Source organism: Bacteroidales bacterium (assembly GCA_016709865.1).
Taxonomy (GTDB): domain Bacteria; phylum Bacteroidota; class Bacteroidia; order Bacteroidales; family VadinHA17; genus LD21.
Map to the genome: position 1 here is coordinate 23,180 of JADJLX010000004.1, position 24,585 is coordinate 47,764.

The 24,585-nt window shown below is 43.6% G+C and carries 14 protein-coding genes and 1 pseudogene; 12 read left to right on the forward strand and 3 right to left on the reverse strand.

What is annotated here, in order from left to right:
* Nucleotides 1–84: 84 nt before the first annotated feature.
* On the reverse strand, nt 85–642 hold the full coding sequence (locus tag IPJ16_08395; GenBank protein ID MBK7627197.1) for a UpxY family transcription antiterminator: 558 nt from the start codon (nt 640–642) through the stop codon (nt 85–87).
* Nucleotides 643–1,236: 594 nt separating this feature from the next.
* On the opposite strand from IPJ16_08395, the gene IPJ16_08400 reads away from it, so the two are divergent.
* The 6 genes from IPJ16_08400 to IPJ16_08425 all read left to right on the forward strand — a co-directional run bounded on the left by IPJ16_08400 (nt 1,237) and on the right by IPJ16_08425 (nt 8,321).
* Nucleotides 1,237–2,886, forward strand: a complete 1,650-nt coding sequence (locus IPJ16_08400) for a hypothetical protein (protein MBK7627198.1) — start codon at nt 1,237–1,239, stop codon at nt 2,884–2,886.
* A 575-nt stretch (nt 2,887–3,461) separates the two neighbouring features.
* Entirely contained in the window at nt 3,462–5,009 is a 1,548-nt protein-coding gene (locus tag IPJ16_08405; GenBank protein MBK7627199.1) for a sugar transferase, read from the forward strand.
* 182 nt (nt 5,010–5,191) lie between these two features.
* Nucleotides 5,192–5,569: a TraR/DksA C4-type zinc finger protein gene (locus tag IPJ16_08410; GenBank protein ID MBK7627200.1), complete on the forward strand. Its 378-nt coding sequence runs from the start codon at nt 5,192–5,194 to the stop codon at nt 5,567–5,569.
* 697 nt (nt 5,570–6,266) lie between these two features.
* Nucleotides 6,267–6,959 carry an NAD-dependent deacylase gene (locus tag IPJ16_08415; protein ID MBK7627201.1) on the forward strand — a complete coding sequence of 231 codons (693 nt, stop codon included), beginning with the start codon at nt 6,267–6,269 and terminating at the stop codon, nt 6,957–6,959.
* Nucleotides 6,960–7,308: 349 nt separating this feature from the next.
* Nucleotides 7,309–7,881 carry a UbiX family flavin prenyltransferase gene (locus IPJ16_08420; GenBank protein ID MBK7627202.1) on the forward strand — a complete coding sequence of 191 codons (573 nt, stop codon included), beginning with the start codon at nt 7,309–7,311 and terminating at the stop codon, nt 7,879–7,881.
* Nucleotides 7,878–8,321: a hypothetical protein gene (locus IPJ16_08425; protein ID MBK7627203.1), complete on the forward strand. Its 444-nt coding sequence runs from the start codon at nt 7,878–7,880 to the stop codon at nt 8,319–8,321. Before IPJ16_08420 ends, IPJ16_08425 begins: the two co-directional genes overlap by 4 nt.
* Nucleotides 8,322–8,456: 135 nt before the next feature.
* On the opposite strand, the gene IPJ16_08430 is transcribed toward IPJ16_08425, so the two are convergent.
* Nucleotides 8,457–8,816, reverse strand: a complete 360-nt coding sequence (locus IPJ16_08430) for a four helix bundle protein (GenBank protein MBK7627204.1) — start codon at nt 8,814–8,816, stop codon at nt 8,457–8,459.
* Between the two features lie 247 nt (nt 8,817–9,063).
* Here IPJ16_08430 and IPJ16_08435 point away from each other — a divergent pair.
* A pseudogene (locus tag IPJ16_08435) lies at nt 9,064–9,664 on the forward strand (riboflavin synthase).
* Nucleotides 9,665–9,877: 213 nt separating this feature from the next.
* Here IPJ16_08435 and IPJ16_08440 read toward each other — a convergent pair.
* Nucleotides 9,878–10,312 carry a rhodanese-like domain-containing protein gene (locus IPJ16_08440; protein ID MBK7627205.1) on the reverse strand — a complete coding sequence of 145 codons (435 nt, stop codon included), beginning with the start codon at nt 10,310–10,312 and terminating at the stop codon, nt 9,878–9,880.
* A gap of 240 nt (nt 10,313–10,552) precedes the next feature.
* On the opposite strand from IPJ16_08440, the gene IPJ16_08445 reads away from it, so the two are divergent.
* The 5 genes from IPJ16_08445 (at nt 10,553) to IPJ16_08465 (ending at nt 24,583) form a co-directional block, all read left to right on the forward strand.
* Nucleotides 10,553–13,987: an isoleucine--tRNA ligase gene (locus tag IPJ16_08445; GenBank protein MBK7627206.1), complete on the forward strand. Its 3,435-nt coding sequence runs from the start codon at nt 10,553–10,555 to the stop codon at nt 13,985–13,987.
* A 167-nt stretch (nt 13,988–14,154) separates the two neighbouring features.
* On the forward strand, nt 14,155–15,093 hold the full coding sequence (locus IPJ16_08450; GenBank protein ID MBK7627207.1) for an SDR family oxidoreductase: 939 nt from the start codon (nt 14,155–14,157) through the stop codon (nt 15,091–15,093).
* Nucleotides 15,094–15,496: 403 nt separating this feature from the next.
* Entirely contained in the window at nt 15,497–17,443 is a 1,947-nt protein-coding gene (locus IPJ16_08455; protein MBK7627208.1) for a DNA primase, read from the forward strand.
* A gap of 509 nt (nt 17,444–17,952) precedes the next feature.
* Complete coding sequence (locus IPJ16_08460; GenBank protein MBK7627209.1) at nt 17,953–18,855, forward strand: hypothetical protein; 903 nt, start codon at nt 17,953–17,955, stop codon at nt 18,853–18,855.
* A 163-nt stretch (nt 18,856–19,018) separates the two neighbouring features.
* Nucleotides 19,019–24,583: a hypothetical protein gene (locus tag IPJ16_08465; GenBank protein MBK7627210.1), complete on the forward strand. Its 5,565-nt coding sequence runs from the start codon at nt 19,019–19,021 to the stop codon at nt 24,581–24,583.
* The last annotated feature ends 2 nt before the right edge of the window (nt 24,584–24,585 follow it).

Consider the following 24,585-nt stretch of genomic DNA (forward strand, 5'->3'; position numbering starts at 1 on the left):
GATTAGGAAATGGTTGTAGTTGGCTTTTCCGGCGCCTTTTCTTTCGTACTTTCTTTTTGCGTAAAAAGAAAGTACATAAAAAAATTAAATTGAAATCTTCTTCAAAAACGTCCTCGGAATCTTAAGAATCAAATTCTGATCCAACCTGTCAATCCTCACAACAAACCGATTATGCGTTCCTATTTTTATCAGCTCACCTGTGAGTCCGGCAAGAGCTCCGCTTACGACCTCAACACTATCGCCCTTTTGGAATCTCTCGGAGGATACTTCAATCTCAGCGTTGCTGTCGATCAGCAGACGAAGAACATCGATCTGCTTCTGCGGGATTGAAACAGGATGGCCCTCAAATGACACGAACTTAACAACCCCGTTTGTTTTATATACAACAGGAAAATTCTTGCTGTTAGTCTTTACAAATAGATAAGAAGTTAGAAGCGGCTTTTCAACAAGTTTCTTTCTGTCGCTCCATGTCCTGATAGTCTTCTGAAGCGGCAGATAAGTCTCCACACCAACCTCCACAAGCCTGTTATACACCAGTTTCTCCGCCCTCGGACGGGTATATATCGCATACCATTTTTCTTCCGAAATGTCGTCCGGAATCTTTATTTTTCCAGTTGATGGTGTTGTATTCTGAACTTTCATTAAGCTTAAAATCTATTGGAGTTCAAAGATATGATTTTTGCCCTTACCATATGCCCCCCTTCCCCCATAGCCGTCAACTTAATACGTTATATATAGTAAAATAGTGAAAGAGTTTAGTACTAAACTGAATGTAAAGTATTAAATGTGTGTTTGATACATTTCCCCTCCTTTTGAAGGAGGGGTGGCCGGACCAAATTTTAATTAGAATACAAATACTGTTACCGGCCAGGGTGGTTGATTGTTATAACTCTGCCCCAGCAGAAGTTGACTTGCTCCCAAGAGTCGATCTGAAGAACTTAAGCCTTTTCATGTTAAAGAAGTTTTGGTTTTTCTACCAATAATGGTAAGAAAGAAACCGGGAATCAACCACCCCGGTCGGGAAATAAAATATCGTATATATATGATAATCAATCATCCCGACCACCCCTCCTTCAAAAGGAGGGGAAATTTTTCTGTATAGTATCTCATTCATCCCACAAGCTTAGGTTGACGGTAATGGGGTTGGGGGGCAAAAAAGCTGAAAGCATGGTTGTGCGGCAAAATAAAGGAGTTCAGAAATAGTTATATATTTGCTTTACATTATTAACCGACCCTTTGAAAAAAGTTGTCTTCCTTATATTATTATTCAATATCCTGGTTTGGAATGGAAATATATTTAGCCAGGAAGTCCCCCATTCCGTCTCCAACACCGGCATCTACAACTTCCTCGATGAACTGGCAAATAACCAGATAATTGAAATCAATTCAGCTGTTAAGCCATATTCTAGACTATATATCGCAAATAAGCTGAAAGAAGCGGAGGAGAAGAAGGAGCAGCTGAACACGCGACAACAGAAGGAGCTGGAGTTTTATTTACTCGATTTTGGAAAGGAACTAAGTGGCTCAACGGCTCAAGGGCGCAACGGCGAAACGGTTCGATCATTTTTCGGGAGAACTTCTTCGGGCGAGGGACGCACGACGCACGACGCACGACGCAGGGATCTGTTCTACTACAGGGATTCGTTGTTTTCGCTGACTGTAAATCCGATACTCGGAGGGGAGATGTTTAATAATTCTGCCGGTAATGCGACTTACTGGAGAAATGGTGCGGAGGCAAGAGCGTATGTCGGGAATTGGGGATTTTATGCTTCTCTGAGGGATAATCATGAGAAGCCTTTGCTTGGGAAACCTGAATATCTTACTGCCAGAGAAGGTGGTCACATTAAGGGAAGCACCGACTGGAGTGAAATGCAGGGTGGTGTAACTTATTCATGGAAATGGGGTAATGCCGGACTGGTAAAAGAGCGGCAGCAATGGGGTAACAACTATAACGGGGCCAATATTTTCGGGGGAAATAATCCGTCGTTTACACAGTTAAAGCTGCAGATTACACCTGTAAAGTGGTTTTCTTTTAACTATTTCCACGGCTGGCTCAACTCACAGGTTGTCGACAGCACCAGCTCATACTGGGTAACAAACTCCTATGGAACCGATTACCGCGAGGTCTACCATAAGAAGTTTATAGCGGCAAACATGTTCACCTTCACTCCCTTTAAAAACCTGAATTTATCAGCAGGAAACAGCATCGTCTACAGCGATGAGAATATGAATCCTGCCTACCTGATACCGCTCTTCTTCTACAAGTCAGTCGATCACTCCCTTACCTCAGGCATCGACAATATGAATTCACAGTTGTATTTCGATATCAGCTCGAGGCAGATAAAACATCTTCATGTTTATGGCACTCTTTTTATAGATGAACTCTCCGTAAGCCGCTTTGGAATGAAAGATGAGTGGAACTTCTTCAGCTGGAAAGCCGGATTCAGATTAACAGACCTGCCTGTCACAAACCTTTCATTCACAACAGAATTCACATACACCTATCCCCTCACCTTTCAGCATTATGTTCCCACACTTACCTTCGAAACAGCAGGCTATAACCTCGGACACTTCATGAAAGACAACTCCAGGGAGTGGTATGCCGCACTTAACTACCGTCCTTTACGAACTCTCGACATAAATCTCTTTTTCACCGACGCAATCCGCGGTCCCGATTATACAGCCCTCGGCACCGACCGACTCGGCAACCCCCCTCTCGCCTCAGTTGAATGGCACAACACAACCTATGGACTAAAAGCCTCTTACCAGGTCATCAACGACCTCTACACCTGGGTCGCCGCATCACAGAGCAACATCAGAGGTAGTATGGTATGTGGATGCCTGAGTATTTTCAGGGGAAAAAGACAACTCTTAATGCGGGGGTAACCTTCGGTTTTTAGTGTTTACTTATCTTCCGATTTTCTACCCCCCCATAGCCATCAACCTAAGCTTTGGGACTGAATGAGAAACTGCATAAATAAGTTTCCCCTCCTTTTGAAGGAGGGGCCGGATTCCGCCGGGGGGGGGGGGGGTGTTACAAAAGGGGAAAAAGAAAATTAAATTTTTTTTTGTTGAGAAAAAAAATTAAGGGGGGGGGGGGGGGTTTTAAAAGCAGGGGGGGCCCCTCCTTCAAAAGGAGGGGAAATGTATCAGGCATATATTCAATGTTTTACCTTTTGGTTTGAACTAAAATCTTTCACTATTTTACTTTATTTGACACCTGATGTTGTAGACTATGCCCCCAAGCCATCAAGAGAGTTTTTAAATCCGTAACTTTTATCTATGTCCTTAATGAAAATCCGACACTAAATACAATTGCAACCAAGCAATACTATATTGAGTCTTACTTAAACAATTTAACTAAATTTGCATCTGCCTCTTAAAGAAAGATGTGTAGCATTATGCCCAATTAACCCCCCTTTAGGGGGGCAGGGGGGCAAAAAGGCAGGGGGTAAAACCAAATGGAAAAACGGAAATTCAGATCAATAACCCTATTGGCAGATATTGTAATCCTTACAATGTCTTTCCTTGTTATGGTCTGGACCAAACCCGCTTCGCTCCGGTCGTACCTGCCATCCCATACACCTTTCTTTATTGGACTTGCCCTGATGTGGATAATTGTATCCCTGCTGAATGGCAAGATGCACCGCGGAAAAATTGTCAATTACACCCAGCTCTTTTCAAGGGTGCTCGCCAGCAATATTATTGCCACTTCAATAACTGCCCTGGCGATGTACATAATAAGGGATTATGACTATTCCAGGACCATCGTGCTTGGAACTGCCATACTGGCAACTTTCGGAGAACTTATTATAGGATCTGTGTTTATCGCATATAAAAAAGCTTCTCTGCAGGAATATGAGGAGTATGATAAATACAAGACCTACAGGAAGCCAAGTGAATATGACCTTGTGAAGGGAACCAATGGAAAGGGAGTGCATACTGAAGAAGAGCATGAGATTAATCCACATATAGCTGTTGCCCTTGAGAAAGAGTGTGGTACCGAGATGACACTTGCGATTCTTAAGATGACCGGCAGGAAACTTACAGATCATACAGCTGTGCTCTCAACAACGACCGTTTTTAACATAACCGGACTGGTCCATGAAAAGTACGATTATATCATTAATCTGCATAAGATAAATGATATAAGGAAGCTTGATGACTTCCTGAACGCGGTAAATGACAAGCTTAACCTGAAAGGATATTTCTTCTGCTGTGTCGAGACAAAAGACCAGAGGAAGCACCGGCTCCTTAAGAAGTATCCTCCTGTTCTGAATTACATCTATTACTTCTTTGATTTTATCGTGAAGCGTATATTTCCAAAACTTAAGTTCACCAGGGGTTTATATTTCTTCCTTACACGGGGAGATAACGCAGTTATATCGAGAGCTGAAGCCCTTGGCCGACTTTCACGGGCAGGATTCAGAATAAAACAGGAATCATTTATCGGAAATCAGCTCTGTATTGAAGCCCGGAAGGTTGGCGATCCTTTACCGATCAATGAAAACCTTTATGGTCCGATGATTGCCCTGCCAAGAGTAGGAAAAGGCGGAAAGATCATAAAGGTTTATAAGCTCCGCACAATGCATCCATATTCCGAGTTCATACAGGATTATGTCTATAAGCTACACGACCTGCAGGATGGGGGAAAATTCAAAAACGACTTCCGTATTACTTCATGGGGAGCCGTAGCCCGCAAGATCTGGCTCGATGAACTTCCTATGCTTATCAACTTCCTGAGAGGTGATATGAAGCTCGTTGGTGTACGTCCGTTAAGCAAGCAATATTTTGAGCTCTACAGGGAAGATGTCAGGGAACGGCGCATCAAATATAAACCCGGACTCATCCCTCCCTTCTACGCCGACATGCCCGCAGATCTCGAGGGCATCCAGGCCTCTGAACTAAAATATTTAGACGCATTCGACAGGCATCCCTGGGCCACAGATCTAAAATACTTCTTTAAGTCGTTCTGGAATATCGGGTTTCATAAGGCGAGAAGTAATTAACGGCGCACGACTCAGGGCGCACGACAAACGGCTCACGACTCAGGACTCACGACACAAGGAAGAAAAGATTTGAATTCCCCGTGCGTCGTGCATCGTTCATCGTGTGTCGTGCGTCGTATTTATTAACCGATTTTTTAATTTGATAAAAAACCATACCTTTGCCGGATATTAATTTTAATGCTATGGCTGAAAAGACAAGATATTCGGATGCGGAGCTTGAGGAGTTCAGAGAGATCATCCTCATGAAGCTGGATAAAGCCAAAAAAGACTATGAAATACTTAAGTCCAGCATAACTCACGAAGAGAGTAATGATACCATGGATACTTCTCCCACATTCAAAGTGCTGGAAGAGGGTGCTACCACTTTATCAAAGGAGGAGGCCGGAAGACTTGCACAGCGTCAGCTGAAATTTATTCAGCATCTTCAGGCTGCACTTATAAGAATTGAAAACAAAACTTACGGGATCTGCCGCGAAACAGGTAACCTGATCTCCAAAGAAAGACTCAGAGCAGTACCTCATGCAACACTTTGCATGGATGCTAAGATGAAGCAGAAGTAACGGCTTAACGGCGCAAAGGCGTAAAGGCACAACACAACACAACACATGATAAAAGGAAATGGAAGGGCTGTCTCAGAAATGGGGCAGCTTTTTTTATGTATTATGTATGATGTATTATAGGCGATGTTACTTTACTCCCGATGAACTCCTTGGCCTGCGGCCACTCACCCTGGATTGCATAGCCGGAAACTAAAGCTTTGCGAATTAATGAGAAACTGCATAAAAAAAGTTTCCCCTCCTTTTGAAGGAGGGGTGGTCGGGACGACTAATAATCATATATATACAGTATTCTATTTCCCGACCGGGGTGGTTGATTCACTGATTTCTTAGATTCTCAATACTGAAATTAGAAAACAGATTATTATTCCACTAACATGAAATGTAAAAAATGAGATTAGAAAAACCTGCTTATGAAAAGATCCGGAATTTTACTAAACAATCAACCACCCCGGCCGGTATAGGCATTTGATTCATAATTAAAAAGTTATCCGGCCACCCCTCCTTCAAAAGGAGGGGAAATGTATAAGACATAAATTCAACACTTTACATTCTGTTTTGTACTAAACTTTCTAACAATTTTACTTAATTCAAAACCTTTAATTGACGGGTATGCCCTTGTTGGAGTTGCTGCCACACTGCAGCTTGAAAAATCCTGAAACATACTTATCTTTATTCTCCTTATGATCATACAATCAATATGAAACGCCTCGTAATCCTCACTGGTGCCGGAATGAGCTCAGAGAGCGGAATAAAAACTTTTCGCGATTCAGGCGGATTGTGGGAGGAATACGATGTATCCGAAGTGGCAACACCACAGGCCTGGTCAAAGAACAGGGAGCTAGTTCTTAGGTTTTATAATGAAAGAAGACGTCAGCTGGAGGGCTGCAGGCCAAATGAAGGACATCTTGGTCTTGCCCTTCTTGAGAAGCATTTTGATGTCAGGATTATCACCCAGAACGTCGATGATCTTCATGAGCGGGCAGGCAGCACTAATATTTTACATCTCCACGGAGAGCTTACAAAAGCAAGGAGCACCGCCGATCCGTCACTTATTTACAATATTGGATACAAAGACATTAATCCGGGTGATACCTGTGAAAAAGGAAGCCAGCTGCGACCACATATAGTCTGGTTCGGAGAGGCGGTACCGATGATGGATGAAGCTGTAGATATTACATCCGAAGCAGATATTTTTGTGGTTATCGGCTCTTCACTTAATGTATATCCGGCAGCCGGATTAATAAATTATGCCCCGCAGAAAGCATCGCTGTGGCTTATTGATCCAAATGATGTTGCTGTTCCATTCGACAGGAAAGTAAATGTCATTAAGGAGAAAGCTTCGGCAGGGGTGGTTGCTTTGAGGGAACGACTGTTGGCTATGGATGCCTGATTAAGAAAGAGGGGGTGAAAAGGGTGAAGGGAGTATAGCCATCAACTTAAGATTTGGGGATGAACACGATATTGCATAAAAAAGGTTTCCCCTCCTTTTGAAGGAGGGGTGGCCGGGAGTACTGATTATCTGACTTTTACGAAGTTTTTCCCCCGGCCGGGGTGGTTGATTCTTTGAATTCTTATTACCTTTATTTGTATGGAGAACCAGAACCTCTTTAGCAGGAAAAGTCTTAAGATTTTCAAATCAATACTTATGAACAAGTCTGATTCTGCAATCAAACTTTTTAAACAGGGAGGCTCCCCAATGCTAATTTTACTACATTTGTACAACTATGAATCATCCAACCATGGAGTCACGAAATCGAAAAATCATCTTGGCAGTAACCGGTGCCAGCGGTTCAATATATGCATTAAAGCTTCTGGAGACACTTAAGCAGCTGAAATCACCTCCGGAAGAAGTAGCTGTTATCTTTTCAGATACCGCCAAAGAGATCTGGCTGGCTGAGACAGGTGAAAAATTCGTCGCGGAATACCCCGCGAAGGAGTTTGGAAACAAATCTTTTTATGCGCCATTCGCATCTGGTTCTTCAACATACGATACAATGATTATTTGTCCGGCATCGATGGGAACAGTAGGCCGTATTGCCAATGGAACATCTGAAGATCTGATCTCACGCAGTGCCGACGTAATGCTAAAAGAGAGAAGAAGGCTTATTATTGTCCCACGCGAAACGCCATACAGCCTTATACATATCGACAATATGAAAAGGCTTACTCTGGCAGGAGCAATAATCTGTCCGGCTACTCCCTCTTTCTACAATAATCCCAAGACAATCGATGAGCTTGTGATGACTGTTGTAAACCGTATAATTGATCTTGCCCAATTTGAAAATAACAGTTTCAGATGGATGGAGAAATGATCGACAGCAGGATTGTAAAGTTCTTCCGGAAACATCATGTCCTTACTATAGCCACAGCGGTTAACAATGAACCCTGGTGCGCCAATTGCTTCTATGTTTATCTGGAAGAAGAAAACTCACTGGTTTTCACCACAGGGGGAGATACCCGTCATGGCAAAGAGTTCGGATTGAACACCCTTGTTGCCGGAACTGTTGTTCTTGAAACCATGGTTATAGGGAAGATCCGTGGGATCCAGTTCCAGGGCATTGTCTCCGAACCCGAAGGAGAACTCCTCTCAAAAGCAAAGAGAGCCTATCTTCTAAGATTCCCCGTTGCGGCTTTAATGGATACGAGACTTTGGGTCGTAAAACTCACCTATCTGAAGATGACGGATAACAGGCTCGGTTTTGGTAAGAAGCTGGTATGGACGCACGACTCACGACGCACGACTAACGGCTAACGACACACGACTAACGACAATCGACTATCGACTAATTGGAAATCTTATTCTTTTCTTCCCTGCGTCGAGTGTCTTGCGTCGAGTACCCTTTTTTTTCTTCCCTTCGTCGTGTGTCGTGTGTCCTGCGCCGATTAATCATTCAGCAGAGCGAGATTTAATAAGGTTCGATAACATAGCAGAAATACCCTTGCACTCATTCAGAAAAAATTTACTTTCTTCCTCTGAAAGGTATCCGATTTTGTTAGAGATTACAAGCTGAGTATATAACTCGGCAGAAGACCCTTTGGCAATATAAAACTGTCTGGCAGCTTGTTTTTCTGTTCCCAGTTCATCTCCTTCTGAGATATTGCTGGAAATACTTACAGCAGCTCTTCTCATTTGATCTTTCAAACCAAAATCTTTTTGAAATAACTTATTCTCAGCAGTTAGTTTATAAATTGACACTGCCAGCTCTACGGCTCTATGCCATACTTTAAGGTTTTCAAAATTACTCATAGCACAACGAGATTAATGATTAAAATATTTATTCCACTCCTAATTTATGATATTTCTCTGTGCATTGCACCCCCTTCCTAAAGTTTTTTCCGTGCATCGTGCGTTGTTCGTCGTGCGCCGTGCATCCTCCCTTCTGTCTCTTCTTCCGTGTGTCGTGAGTCGTGTGCCGTGAGTCGTACATCGTACGCCGTTCGTCTTTCCCTTATTTTACTTATTTTTGCCTTTGCAAAAACTAAAAACCTACACCATGTTTTCCGGAATCATCGAAGAAGCAGCCCAGGTTATCAAACTTGAAAAAGAAAAAGACAACCTCCACATTACAATGAAATGTTCATTTACAAATGAACTGAAGATCGACCAGAGCATCTCACATAATGGAGTCTGTCTTACAGTTGTTAAAAAGGATAACGACACCTACACCGTAACTGCCATCAAAGAGACCCTCGAAAAGACCAATCTCGGATTGCTGAAACCCGGCGACAAAGTAAACCTTGAACGCAGCACAAAACTCGATGGCCGTCTCGACGGACATATGGTACAGGGACATGTTGACCAAACTGCAGTTTGTACAAATGTCACCGAAGCCGGCGGAAGCTGGTACTACACATTTGAGTACGAACCCACACAGGATGATTATATTACAGTAGAAAAAGGATCTGTCTGTGTTAATGGTGTAAGCCTTACAGTAGTCAACTCCAAAACAAATTCATTCCAGGTCGCCATTAATCCCCTTCACCTGGGAAGTAACCAACTTCCACCAGATCAAAAAGGGAACAGTCGTAAACCTGGAATTTGATATTTTGGGTAAGTATATTGCGAAAATTGTGAGCCAACAGTTGGGGAAATAAGACGCACGGCTAACGACTCACGACGCACGGCTAACGACTCAAGATGCACGGAGAATGCAGCTCTGCTAACTGGTAGTCCAATCTTTTCTTCCATGCGTCGTGCGTCGTGTGTCGTGTACCCTTTCTTTATTTTCTTCCTCGTGCGTCGTGTGTCGTGTACCCTTTCTTTATTTTCTTCCCTTCGTCGTGCGTCGTGTGTCGTGTACCCTTTCTTTATTTTCTTCCTTGCGTCGTGCGTCGTGTGTCGTGCACCCTTTTTCGTTCCACCGGGTTCCCCTCCTTCCTCCACCCCGCAATCCCCCCCTCCAGATTATAGATTTTCCTGAAGCCATAATCATAAAACTTAGCCGCAACCCTTCTGCTTCTGTAGTCCGTTGTGCAATAAAAAAACAGTGCATAATCTTTTCCTATAGTATCTGCAGCAAATTCCAGGTTCCCTGAAGAGGGGATGTTCACAGCATCCTTCAGCCTCTTTCCACGGAACTCAAAGGGCTCCCTTACATCAATCAGCAATGCCTTCTCTTCCTTTAGATAGTTCAGATGAAAATAATATGGATCAAGTGATTTGTACTTTAACGAATCCGGCACCTGGGCAGATACGCGTGAAATAACTGCAAATAATAAGATAGTTATAACTAAAGCTCTCATCGTTCATGAATAGACTATAAATTTAAGAAATTCTATAACGCAGATACTCACAGAAATATAATTCGTGCCGCGAAGTGGCACAATATGCATCATAAATGATTATCATCTATAATACAAAATACCTCATATTTTTCTTCCTTTCGTCGTGCGTCGTGAGTCGTTTGTCCTTTTTAATAATGTATTTTACTATCTTTGTCCCAAATTTTTCAACACCAAAACATTAAATAACTAACTGATACAATGGGGAAAAGGTTTCCTGAATATAAAGGTCTTGATCTCTCGCAGGTAAATAAAGAGATCCTTAAAGTATGGGACGAGAATGATACTTTCCATAAAAGTATACGTGAGGTAGACGGAAAAGGTGAGTTTGTTTTCTATGAGGGTCCGCCTTCTGCTAACGGAATACCTGGCATTCACCATGTTATGGCGCGTACTATCAAGGACGCTATCTGCCGCTTCAAGACTCAGTCGGGTTATGAGGTGAAACGTAAGGCTGGCTGGGATACTCATGGACTTCCTGTTGAACTTCAGGTTGAAAAAGCTCTTGGAATCACTAAAGAAGATATCGGTTCAAAAATTTCTATTGAGGACTTCAATAAAGAGTGCCGGAAGGATGTGATGAAATACACCGACCTCTGGGAAGATCTTACACGTAAAATGGGATATTGGGTGAACATGGATCACCCTTATGTCACGTACGATAACAGGTATATCGAAACTCTGTGGTGGCTTCTGAAACAGCTCTATACCAAGGGTTTTCTTTATCAGGGTTATACAATACAGCCTTTCTCTCCTGCTGCCGGAACCGGACTCAGCTCCCACGAACTGAACCTGCCGGGCTGCTACAGGGATGTTAAGGATACAACCTGTATTGCTCTCTTCAAACTGATCCGGGATAAGAAATCAGAGTTCCTTTTCCTCCACAGCGATACAAATGATGTTCATATGATGGCCTGGACAACCACTCCATGGACACTTCCTTCAAATACCGCACTGGCTGTCGGAAAAGATATTAAATATGTCAAGGTGAGAAGTTTCAATCCATATTCCGGAGAACCAATCACAGTAATAGTTGCTAAAGCGCTTCTCCATAACCTCTTTCCTGAGCAGAACAGCGGGATCCATTTTTCAGAATACAAACCCGGCGACAAGAAGATCCCGTATAAAGTGTCTGAACATTTTTCAGGCGACGACCTTAAAGGAATTCATTATGAACAGCTAATCGACTGGGTCAATCCGGGCAAAGGTGCCTTCCAGGTGCTCACCGGCGATTTTGTAACTACAGAAGATGGTACTGGAATTGTTCACATTGCGCCGACATTCGGTGCCGACGACTACCGTGTTGCCAGGGAGAATGGTGTGCCTCCACTTCTCGTAAAAAGAAAAGACGGAACCTTCGGTCCGATGGTCGACAAGCGGGGATTTATGGTCCCGATTGCAGACCTCGATGAGACTTTCGTAAAGGATAGTGTGAATAAATTAACATATGCCGGCTTTGAGGCACGTCCTGTTAAAAATGAATATGATGTAACCCTCGCCCCAGAAACTGAAACCCTCGATGTTGAGATAGCAGTGATGCTCAAACAGCAGGGGAAGGCTTTCAGGATCGAAAAACATGTTCACAGCTATCCGCATTGCTGGAGAACAGACAAGCCTGTGCTCTACTATCCGCTCGATGCATGGTTCATCCGTACAACAGCTTTCCGCGACCGTATGATTGAACTCAATAATACTATCAACTGGAAACCACAGTCTACCGGAAGCGGACGCTTTGGCAAGTGGCTCGAGAATCTTGTCGACTGGAACCTCTCTCGCTCACGCTACTGGGGAACTCCTCTTCCGATCTGGGTATCTGAAGACCGGAAGGAAGAAAAATGCATCGGCTCTGCTGCAGAACTGAAAGGTGAAATAGAGAAATCTATCAAAGCCGGATTCATGAAGAGCAATCCTCTCGGAAAGTTTGTCGAGGGAGACAACTCAGCTGAAAACTATGAGAAGTTCGACCTTCACCGTCCTTTTGTTGACGATATAATTCTTGTAAGTGAAAGCGGTAAGAAGATGTTCCGTGAACCGGATCTTATTGATGTGTGGTTCGACTCAGGGGCTATGCCATATGCACAGGCACACTACCCGTTCGAGAATAAAGAGAATTTCAGTGAGATGTACCCGGCCGATTATATAGCCGAGGGTGTTGACCAGACAAGAGGCTGGTTCTTTACTCTTCATGCCATCTCCACAATGATCTCCGATTCAGTTGCCTTCAAAAATATTATTTCCAACGGACTGGTTCTCGATAAGAACGGCAACAAGATGTCGAAGCGTCTTGGCAATGCTGTGGATCCGTTCACTTCAATTGAAGAGTATGGTTCCGATCCGCTGCGCTGGTACATGCTTACAAACGCCCAGCCATGGGATAATCTTAAATTCGATATCACAGGCGTGGATGAAGTAAAACGCAAATTCTTCGGAACGCTTTACAACACCTACTCCTTCTTCTCTTTGTATGCCAATGTTGATAATTTCAGATTTGCGGAAAAAGAGATCCCGGTAAATGAAAGACCCGAGATTGACAGATGGATAATTTCTCTTCTCAACTCTCTCATAAAAGAGGTTGGAAACTGTTATGCCGATTATGATCTGACACGTGCCGGACGTGCAATACAGGATTTTGTTACCGAGAACCTCAGCAACTGGTATGTGCGCCTCAACCGCAAGCGTTACTGGGGAGGTGAGTATGACAAGGACAAACTTGCTGCTTACCAGACACTTTATGTTTGTCTTGAAACAGTGAGCCAGCTTGCCGCACCTATTGCCCCTTTCTACACAGAACGCCTTTTCATGGATCTTAACAGCGCAACAGGAAGGCATAAGGAGAACTCCGTTCACCTTGCACTTTTCCCTGAATATGATGAATCACTGATAGATAAAGCTCTCGAGGAGAGGATGGATATTGCCCAGAAGGTCTCTTCAATGATACTTGGACTTCGCAGAAAGGTTAGCATCAAAGTGCGTCAGCCGCTGGCAAGAATAATGGTGCCGGTACCTGATAAATATTTCAGGGCTAAGTTTGAAGCTGTCAAGGATCTGATCCTCGCCGAGGTGAATGTGAAAGAGGTTGAATATATCGACGATACCGCTTCAATTCTTGTGAAGAAGATTAAACCGAACTTCAAAACTCTCGGTCCGCGCTACGGGAAGCTTATGAAGGAGATTGCCAACGCCATTTCTGCACTCACTCCCCAGGAGATTGTTGCTTTTGAGAACAATGGCTCTCATCCTGCAACAATTAACGGAGAACAGATTCTCCTTACAACCGAAGACGTTGAGATAATCTCTGAAGATATCCCGGGATGGCAGGTTGCTAACGACGGAAAACTTACAGTCGCCCTCGACATTACTGTTTCTGAGGAGCTGAGGTTTGAAGGAATAGCCCGCGAGTTTGTAAACAGGATCCAGAACATCCGCAAGGAGATAGGTTTTGATGTAACAGATAAAATTACAGTCCAGATAGAAGATCACGAATTCGTAAGTGAAGCCGTGAAAAGACACTCAGCCTACATCGGCTCTCAGACCCTTGCCACTGCAGTTACTCTTTCGAAGAACATCTCAGGTGAAGGCAGCAGGGAAGTGGAGATTGATGAAACTGTAGTTAAGATTTCGGTTAAGAAGAATTAAGAGTTAACCACGGAGTAAAGGACTTTTTTTTAAGAGCCCCTAAATCCCCTGAAGGGGACTTTTTAAAACCGGTATTGGAATAAATTTCGCGAAATTGGCAAGTGAGTAAAGCCCCCTTTAGGGGGTTTGGGGGCAAAAAATCCTATATTTGTTTAAATATTTGTCCAATGAAACGAATACTCGTAACAGGCGGTGCCGGCTTTATAGGATCACATCTTTGTGAAAGGCTTCTGAATGACGGAAATGAAGTGATCTGCATGGATAACTACTTCACCGGTTCCAAGATGAATATCGTCCATCTTCTCGAAAATCCTTATTTCGAACTGATAAGACACGATGTTACGATGCCCCTGTTCGTCGAGACAGATGAGATCTACAACCTTGCCTGTCCGGCCTCTCCTGTACACTACCAGTATAATGGCATAAAAACAATCAAGACTTCGGTTATGGGTGCAATTAATACCCTCGGTCTTGCAAAGAGAACCCGGTCGAAGATCCTGCAGGCCTCAACAAGCGAGATCTACGGCGATCCTGAGGTACATCCTCAGCACGAGGGTTACTGGGGAAATGTAAATACTCTTGGTCCGCGTGCCTGTTATGATGAAGGTAAAAGATGTGCCGAGACTCTCTTCATGAATTACCACGAACAGAATAATGTCAGGATAAAAATTGCAAGGATCTTCAATACCTACGGTCCGAAAATGAGTGCCAACGACGGACGTGTTGTATCTAATTTTATAGTCCAGGCGCTTAAAGGTGAAGATATTACAATCTTCGGTGACGGCTCGCACACACGCAGTTTCCAATATGTCGACGACCTTATTGATGGCCTCATTAAACTTATGAATACCCCTGATAGTTTCCTCGGTCCGGTTAACCTAGGTAACCCCGGTGAGTTCACCATCAAATCACTCGCTGAAAAAGTTATTCAGATGACCGGCTCCAAATCGAAGATCATCTATTTACCCTTACCAATAGACGATCCCAAACAACGCCGTCCCGATATCTCTCTGGCAAAAAAGGAACTCAACTGGCAGCCGGCAATCAGTCTCGAAGAGGGGCTGGGGAGGACTATTGAGTACTTCAGGGAGTCCTTGAAGGGGTGAGGGAGTGAGCGGCATAGTCGTCAACCTAAGATTTGGTATGATTCAGATACTGTATAACAAAGTTTCCCCTCCTTTTGAAGGAGGGGTGGTCGGGAGTGCAGATTATCTGATATTTACGAAGTTTTATTTCCCGACCGGGGTGGTTGATTTTAGGGAGTTATGGTAAAATTCAAAAAGATATAAACAGGAATAAATAATCAACCACCCCGGCCGCAAATAAGCCTTAAAACAAAAATATCAGCATTTTACTGCGGCCACCCCTCCTTCAAAAGGAGGGGAAACCTTTTTTAGCACATCCCTTTAAAAAACCAATTCTTAGGATAACGGCTCTCCCCTTCCTTCTCTTACATATAAATTCCTCTACCCATATCGCACTTCGATATTTTCCTGATATCTTTGACCTATGATCGACCGCTCAACAATAGAACGTATTCTCGATGCTGCTCAGATAGTTGATGTGGTGCAGGAGTTCGTTCCCCTAAAGAAACGGGGAGTGAACTACCTTGGACTGTGTCCTTTTCACAATGAGAAAACCCCTTCATTTACTGTTTCTCCTTCGAAAGAGATCTTTAAATGTTTCGGCTGCGGCAAGGTCGGCAACTCGGTTAACTTCGTGATGGAACATGAACACCTCACCTACCCCGAGGCGCTGAAATACCTGGCGAAGAGATATCATATTGAGGTTGTCGAAAAAGAGCTTACTCAGGAGGAACTTGAGAAACAGAATGAGCGGGAGAGCCTTCTTGTCGTTTCAGCATATGCCGCCCGTCAGTTCTCCGAAAACCTCTTCCAGAGCGATGAGGGGATGAGTGTGGGTATTACATATTTCAAGGAAAGGGGTTTCCGTCAGGATACTCTGAAGAAATTTGAGGTGGGCTACAGCTTTGAAAAACGTGATGCCTTCTCAAAAAAAGCAATAGATGATGGTTATAAAACCGACTTCCTTGTCAAGACCGGTCTCTCAATCCAGCATGAAGACCGTTTCTACGACAGGTTCAGCGGAAGGGTGATGTTCCCGATCCATTCTCTCTCCGGACAGGTCCTTGGCTTCGGGGGAAGGGTGCTTAAGACGGATGCCAAAACGGCAAAATACCTGAACTCACCTGAATCTGAGATCTACCATAAGAGCCGGATCCTCTACGGCATGTTCCAGGCACGTAAGAGCATAACTCAGGAAGACAGGTGCTACCTTGTTGAGGGATACACCGATGTGATGTCGCTTCACGAAGCAGGCATCGAGAATGTTGTTGCCTCATCAGGCACTTCTCTAACTCAGGAGCAGGTAAGGCTGATAAAACGATTCACCCAGAACATAACAATCCTTTACGATGGCGATGCTGCCGGGATAAAAGCATCAATACGTGGTATCGACCTGGTTCTTGAGGAGGGACTGAATGTAAAGATTGTCCTGCTGCCCGATGGAGAGGATCCCGACTCATATTCAAAGAAGATCAGCAATGAGGAGTTCACAAAATTCCTCAAAGAGCACGAGACTGATTTTATAAGATTCAAAACACAGCTTCTGCTTTCTGAAGCCAATAACGATCCTGTTCAAAAAGCCAACCTTATAAAGGATATTGTAAAATCAATTGCTGTTATACCTGAGGCAATTACGCGTACTGTTTATATAAAGGAATGCAGTGTTGTTCTTGAAGTCTCCGAACCAATTCTTTATAATGAGGTAAACAAGCTCCAGCGGCAGAAAAACTTTCAGGACAGGAATAAATACCCGGGTCCGGAAGACCTGCCTGTTCCTCCGCCAGTTATACCTAAACAGATACAACCCGGACCTGTTCCTCTCTACTCGGAGAGAGAGATAATCCGCCTTCTTCTGAAATTCGGGACAGTTGAATTTGAAAGAACAATAAACAAGGAAGATGGCCGCGAAGAGGTATTGAGTGTTGCTGATTTTATTGTCAGGGAGATCACCGGCGACGGACTGGTTTTCAACGACAGGGTTTGTGCAAAAATATTTGCCGATTTCAGGTTTCATGCCGAACACGGACTAATGACCGGCGACAAACAGTTTGTGAAACATGAAGATCCTGAGATCTCAAGTCTGTCGGCCGATCTTCTGGCTGATTCTCACGAGCTCAGCAGGATCTGGAAGGATAAACAGACATATGTCGAAACCGAAGAGATGAAACTCAGGGATATCGTTGGCGATGTGGTCCTCAAGTTCAAAAGCGATAAAATCATAATAATCCGGAAGGAGATCATGACCCAGCTCGAAGAAGCTGTTAAGGCAAATGATATCGAAAAAGTCCTTACCCTGCAGAAAAGGTATGCAAACCTGAGTGTTGCCCTTGGAGCTATATCAAGAAAATTAGGGAACAGGATTTTGCTTTAATGCCCCCCAACCCCCAGCAGGGCATAGACCTCAACTAAAGGTGATAATTAAAGTAAATTTGTATGAGATTTTAGTACAAATCAGCATGTAAAGCATTGAACATATGCTTGATACATTTCCCCTCCTTTTGAAGGAGGGGTGGCCGGGAGTACTGATTATCTGATATTTACGAAGTTATGTTTCCCGGCCGGGGTGGTTGATTTTAGGGGAATATAACAGAATACCAAAAGGCGAAAACAGGGATAAATAATCAACCACCCCGGCCGCAAATTATCATTACAAAAACAAACCATAATTTTACTGCGGCCACCCCTCCTTCAAAAGGAGGGGAAACTCTTGAAGCAGATCCGCGCTAGCTATGATTATTCAATAAACATAAACCTCTGCGGCTCTCTGCGACTCCTCTGCGTCCCTCTGCGGTAAAAAAATAGCACAAACAATCAGAGTATTCCCGGATATTGCTGATCCCATATTTATTAGTAATTTTGATTTTATTAAACCAAGAAGATATGAGACATCTCCTCTCTGTACTGATAATCTCACTATTAATCTTTATCCCTTCCTGTAAACCTAAAGAAAAGGAGAAAGATGCTTTTGTCCCTGTTTTCTCCACTTATAAAAACGACTCCACAGGCGCAAAAGCCCCGATAGTCAAAAATGAGATCTTTTACGGCGTCCTTACTCCCGTTGAGATCTGCAATATCTTTAACAGGCTGGGAGTACCAAACAGAAACTCAATACTGAATCCGACAAGTAACAGAGATCAGTATATGAGCAGTTCAAAAGCTTCAATTAATACTGGTATTTATGGCGTTGATTTTGGCTATCTGAAAATATTCGGCGTAGGCCAGGAGATGATCGATTATATGGTTACAATCCGCAATATGAGCAATAAGCTCGGGATTCCCGACAGTTATCTTACCGAGCCGATAAGAAGAATTGAAGGCGACATGGCAGATCCTGATACCATAATGTACCTGATGAATGATTCATTTAACAAGATGGAAAATCACCTGCGTGAAAGCGGAAGGGAGAGTACTGCCGGACTAATGGTAATGGGGGGTTGGGTTGAAGCACTGTATATCTCAACACAACTTTTATACGATCCTAAAAACCCTGATCCCGAAGTGGTTCAGAAAATTGCCGAGCAGAAATATACACTAACCACTCTTCTCAGCTTCCTGAAAAACTATTATGACGACCCGGTGGTAGTGTACTATTCGAAGAAATTGAAATACCTCAAAAACTATTTCGATTCATTCGATATCTACTTCAAAAAGGGTGATCTGGAGATTGATAAAGACAAACAGGTCTTCCGGTCATCGGGAAGTGAAATGAATGTTACTGTCGAAACCCTCAACAAGATAACGGACTACGTTAGTAACCTGAGAACCGAAATGGTCACTCCATAGAATTTTTTTAACCCTTCCTATAATAATAAAGCAAAGGAAATACGATCCTTATATATAAAGCGGGTTTCCCCTTCCCTTACCCATAAGGGAAGGGGCCAGGGGGTCTGGTCAAAGGGGGGCTGGGGGATGGGTTCTTTAACAATGAAAGAATAATTTCAATCATATGAAAGCTGCAAAACTAATTTCATTTTTCATCGCTGCCGTTGTGTTTACTTCCTGCGGACCAGGCGAGAAAAAACCGGTCAGACTGAGGCTTAACAGACAGGAAACAGTTCCTGTAAACATCCCTCTCGATAAAGGCTTCAGCGAATATATTTCGGCTTATACATCCGGAATAATCCCCGCTAATTCCGTAATTGAGATCCGTTTCACCCCGGAGTTTGCAGCTAAAATTGATAAATCCGCATCCGGACTATTTGAATTTGATCCCCTGATCAAGGGAAAGACAGAATGGAAAGATGATGCAACCCTTGTTTTCTCTCCTTCCCGCCTTCTCGATGCCGGGAAAATCTATACCGGAAAACTGAACCTTAATAAACTGGCTGCTGTTAAAGAACGGCTTAATGTATTCCCCCTTCGTTTCCAGACTCTTAAAAAAGAATTCAGGGTTACAATCGGCGCCCTTGAATGCGCTTCTCCCGATGGAAACAGCTACCTGCTTCACGGACAGATATTAACATCCGACTTTATTGATCCCTCAGAAACTGAAAACTTCATTAACGCAAAGATCGGCAGGAAAAAGCTTGAGCTCCAATGGGACCATTCCGAAAACCTGATCCATAAATTTTCAGTTACCGGCATTGAAAGAATTGTAAAGGAACAGGAACTCACTCTCTCGTGGGACGGCTCATCAGGTGGTGTAAAGGAGAAGGGCTCATCAACAATTATTATCCCTCAAACCGGCGAATTCAAAGTACTTGATGTAATATCTGTAGCGGGCGAAAGCCAGAGAATCGACGTTGTCTTTTCCGATCCGGTCGATGCAGCACAGGAGATTACCGGGCTGATTGGTTTTTCTCAGCAAACTGAAATAACTGTCAATATAAATTCAAATATTGTATCTGTTTTTCCGGGGGCAAGACTTCAGGGTGAAGTAGATCTGAACATTGAGCCTTCGCTCAGAAACAGTAACGGAACTTCACTCGGCTCTTCATATCTGAAACAGCTCGACTTCACTTCAGTACAACCGGCAATTTCACTTGAAGGAAACGGTGTTATCCTTCCTTCCTCACAAAACCTGATCTTCCCTTTTAAAGCTGCAAACCTTAAAGCAGTCGACCTTAAGATAATAAGGATCTTCGAAAATAACCTCCCCTATTTTCTTCAGGAAGCTGACCTGAACAGCGGCTATTCAATAAAACGGTTCGGCCGTCCGGTCTACTCCGGTAAAGTCGATCTTGTAACTGGATCGGGGATGAACAGCGGGGCCTGGAACCTTTATACAATCGATCTGGCCGACTATATTGATGTTGAACCCGGAGTGCTCTACAAGGTCTCACTTGGAATGAGAAAATCATATTCACTCTACCCGTGCGGCGAAAGTGAAGAGGACAACAATTACGAGGAGAGGCTTCAGCTGTCGGAAGAACAGAGCCGTGAAGCCTGGGATGATCCTGAAAACTACTATGATGAAAGTGAAGACCAGATCTACTACTCTTCAGGATTCAGATGGGAGGACCGCAACAACCCCTGCAAACAGGCGTATTATAGTCCCGATAAAAGGGTCACAAGGAATGTTCTGGCTTCAAACCTTGGTCTTATGGCCAAAAAAGGTGAGGACAATATCCTTCATGTAATGGTGAATGATCTTATTTCATCAATGCCGGTAGGAGAAGTTAATGTTGATGTCTACGATTACCAGATGCAGCTTGTCATTTCAGGCAAAACAAATACTGATGGCTCCGTTGCTCTCTACTGCGACAGGAAACCCTTCCTGGTAATAGCTAAAAAAGACAAGGACCGGAACTACCTTAAAACAAATGACGGTTCATCTCTTTCTTTAAGTTCTTTCGATGTTTCAGGCAACAAACCGGAGAATGGAATTAAGGCTTTTGTGTATGGTGAAAGGGATGTCTGGAGGCCAGGTGATTCAATCTTCCTTTCAATCTTTATTAAAGATATGAAGAGCGATCTGCCACAGGGCCATCCTGTTCAGTTCGAACTTATCAATCCGCTCGAACAGAGAGTCGACAACCAGGTTCAAAAACCAAATGGCAGCAATCTGCTTGTCTTCACAACAAAGACTTCTGAGGATGCCATAACAGGTAACTATAAGGCAGTATTCAGAATAGGCGGTGCAACTTTTACAAAACGGGTAAGAGTTGAGACAGTAAAACCAAACCGCCTTAAAATCAACTTAAGTTTTCCAGGGGAGATCCTAGGTGGTTCTGAATCATCTTCAAGGGGTACACTAAATGTAAAATGGCTGAACGGATCTGTTGCACGAAACATGAAATCATCTGTTGAGTATATTCTGAAGCATACCAAAACTGAATTTGAAAAATACGGACAATACACTTTTGACGATCCCGTAAGCGAGTTCTACTCAGAGACAGTAAATATTTTTGACAAACAGATCGACGAAAACGGAAACGCATCAGTTCTCTTTAATCCGGGGAAAGACATTAATGCCCCCGGTATGCTGAATGCTGTGTTTACTGCAAAAACTATGGAACCGGGAGGTGATGAAAGCATTACCCAAACAACTTATAAGTATGCCCCGTATCCGGTATTTGTAGGTATTAGCCTTCCCGGACTGAAAGGTAAAAGCCGGATGCTGTTTACTGATGCCGACAATGAAATTAAGATAGCAACTGTTGATGAAAAAGGAAAAGCTGTAAGGTCGGAGGTTGAGATAACTATCTACAAGATCTCATACAGATGGTGGTGGGAATCAGATCAGGAGGATCTGGGTTACTACATCTCTAATGACACATACAAACCTGTTGTAAGGGAGACCATTACTACATCAGGCGGAGAGGGTTCCTTCACTTTCAATATCGGTAAAAATGAATGGGGAAGATATCTCATCAGAGCTACCACTCCTGACGGACACTCCACCGGCAAAATAATCCTTGTTGACTGGCCATGGGATTATGGAATGAAAGGAAACTCAGAAGGTGCAACGCTTCTCGCTATAAATACCGATAAAGAGAAATATAATCCGGGCGATGAAATTAATCTTTCATTCCCCGCACCAGAAAATGCAAGGGCCATAATCACTCTTGAAAACTCAACCGGGGTGCTAGAGGAGGTCAGGGTTAATACCCAGAAAGGGATTACTGTTGTCAAGCTCAGGGCGAAACCTGAAATGGCCCCAAATGTTTATGCTTATGTAACTGTCATCCAGCCTCATGCCCAGACAATAAACGATATGCCTATAAGGCTGTATGGAATTGTCCCGGTTATGGTAGAAGATCCCGCCACAAGGCTTTCTCCCAAAATTGAAATGCCCGATGAGATCAGATCACAGAAGCCGTTCCTCGTTAAGGTCAGCGAAACAAACAAGAAGGCAATGACATATACTCTGGCAGTTGTTGACGAAGGCCTTTTGGATATTACCGGTTACCGCACACCTGATCCCTGGAATTACTTTTATGCCCGTGAAGCACTGGGTGTCCAGACATGGGACCTTTACGATTATGTCCTTGGTGCGTTTGGCGGTACTCTCGACAGGATATTTGCTGTTGGCGGCGATGAAGCTCTGGCAGACAAGGCTGCAAATAAAGCCCAGAGGTTTATTCCTGTTGTTAAATTCCTTGGACCATTTACCCTGGCAAATGACAAAACAAATACCCATGCAATAACCCTTCCTCAATATACGGGTTCTGTTAAAGTAATGGTAGTAGCCGGCAGCGACAGGGCTTTCGGAATGGCAGAAAAATCTGTTTTTGTAAAGGATCCTCTCATGATCCTTGTCACAGCTCCGAGGGTTGTCAGTCCGGGTGAAAAGGTAGCCCTTCCTGTAACACTCTTTATTCAGAAGGAGGGGATTAATGCTGTTACTGTAAAAGCAGAAAGCAATGAGCTGATTAATATTGAAGAGAAAAGCAAAAATATTTCTGTGAGTTCCGCAGGAGAAAAAGATACCGGCTTCACATTTACCGTTGGCGAAAAAACCGGAGTGGCAAAGATAAGTGTTACCGCTTCCGGAGGCGGAGAGACTGCAACTTATGATATGGAACTTGAAATAAGAAGTCCGAATCCTCCTGAAACACGGGCTGAGCTAAAGATCCTGAAACAGGGCGAAAAATGGGAAACGGCCTTCAATTCTTTCGGTATTGAAGGTTCCAACAGTGCTAAGCTGGAGGTCTCATCTCTTCCATCAATTAATCTTGAAAAACGGCTTGACTACCTAGTTGAATATCCGCACGGATGTTCGGAACAGATTACATCTTCTGCGTTCCCGCAATTATATCTTAAAGATCTTAAGGGAAATGACGCGGCTGTAATGCAGTCAGTTTCAACAAATATAAAAGAAGCAATCAACCTGATAGTATCGCGTCAGATGGCCAATGGTGGAATCGCCCTCTGGCCCGGATCGTACCAGGCCGATAACTGGGTAACTTCCTATGCCGGCCATTTTATGGTTGAAGCAGAAAGAATGGGTTATAGCATCCCTTCCGGTTTTAAACAGAAATGGATCGATTATCAGAAAAAAACAGCCCGCGACTGGCGATACGATACCCGGTACATCCAGACACAGGGCGATCAGGCATACCGGCTCTTCACTCTTGCCCTCGCCGGTCAGCCCGATAAGGGTGCAATGAACAGGTTAAGGGAGTCTCCCGACCTCACAAAGCTGTCGCGCTGGCTTCTGGCTGCTTCATTTGCAGTAAGCGGTCGTCCCGAGGCTGCAGGCGATCTAATTGATGTCAGAAACACAACAACTGAAGTTGAAATACAGAATTATTTCTATGGCAGCCTTATCCGCGACAAAGCAATTATCCTGTACACTCTGGTTCTTCTGAAAAATGAAGAAGAGGCACTCCCTCTACTGAAGGAGATCTGTGAAAGATTTAACAATGAAGAGTGGTACAGCACTCAATCTATTTCCTGGGGACTGATCGCCTATATGAAATACGCCGAAATGTTACCTGGCGATAAAAACAGTCCTGCAAAAATAACTGTAACACTAAATGGAGATAAATCTGCACAGACCATTCTCTCAAAACAGGTTGTCAGCAATGATCTGAAGATTAAAAACGGGAATAATACATTAACTGTTGAAAACAATTCTGATAAACCTGTCTATGTAACCCTTACCAGAAAAGGTGTTCCGCTTATTTCTGATAACTCAGGTGAAGAGAAAGGCCTCGGTATGAAGATTGAATATTTTGATATGAATCTCAAACCGGTTGTTCATACCAGTCTTAAACAGGGAACTGACTTCATGATGGTTGTGAAAGTAACGAACAACACCTTCTCAAAAGTGGATAATATTGCTCTTACTCAGATGGTACCTTCGGGCTGGGAGATCAGGAATTCCAGATTATTTGAATCGAACTTTGGCATCAAAGAGGGTGCCTTTACCTACCGCGATATCAGGGACGACAGGGTTAACACCTACTTCGTGCTGTCACAGGGCGAAACAAAAAGCTTTGTGATGGTGCTTAATGCCGCCTATAAAGGTGAATATTACCAGCCATCAGTATGGTGCGAAGCAATGTATACTCCTAATTGTTACGCCAGAATACCCGGAAATAAAATAAGAGTAACCGGCGAATAAAT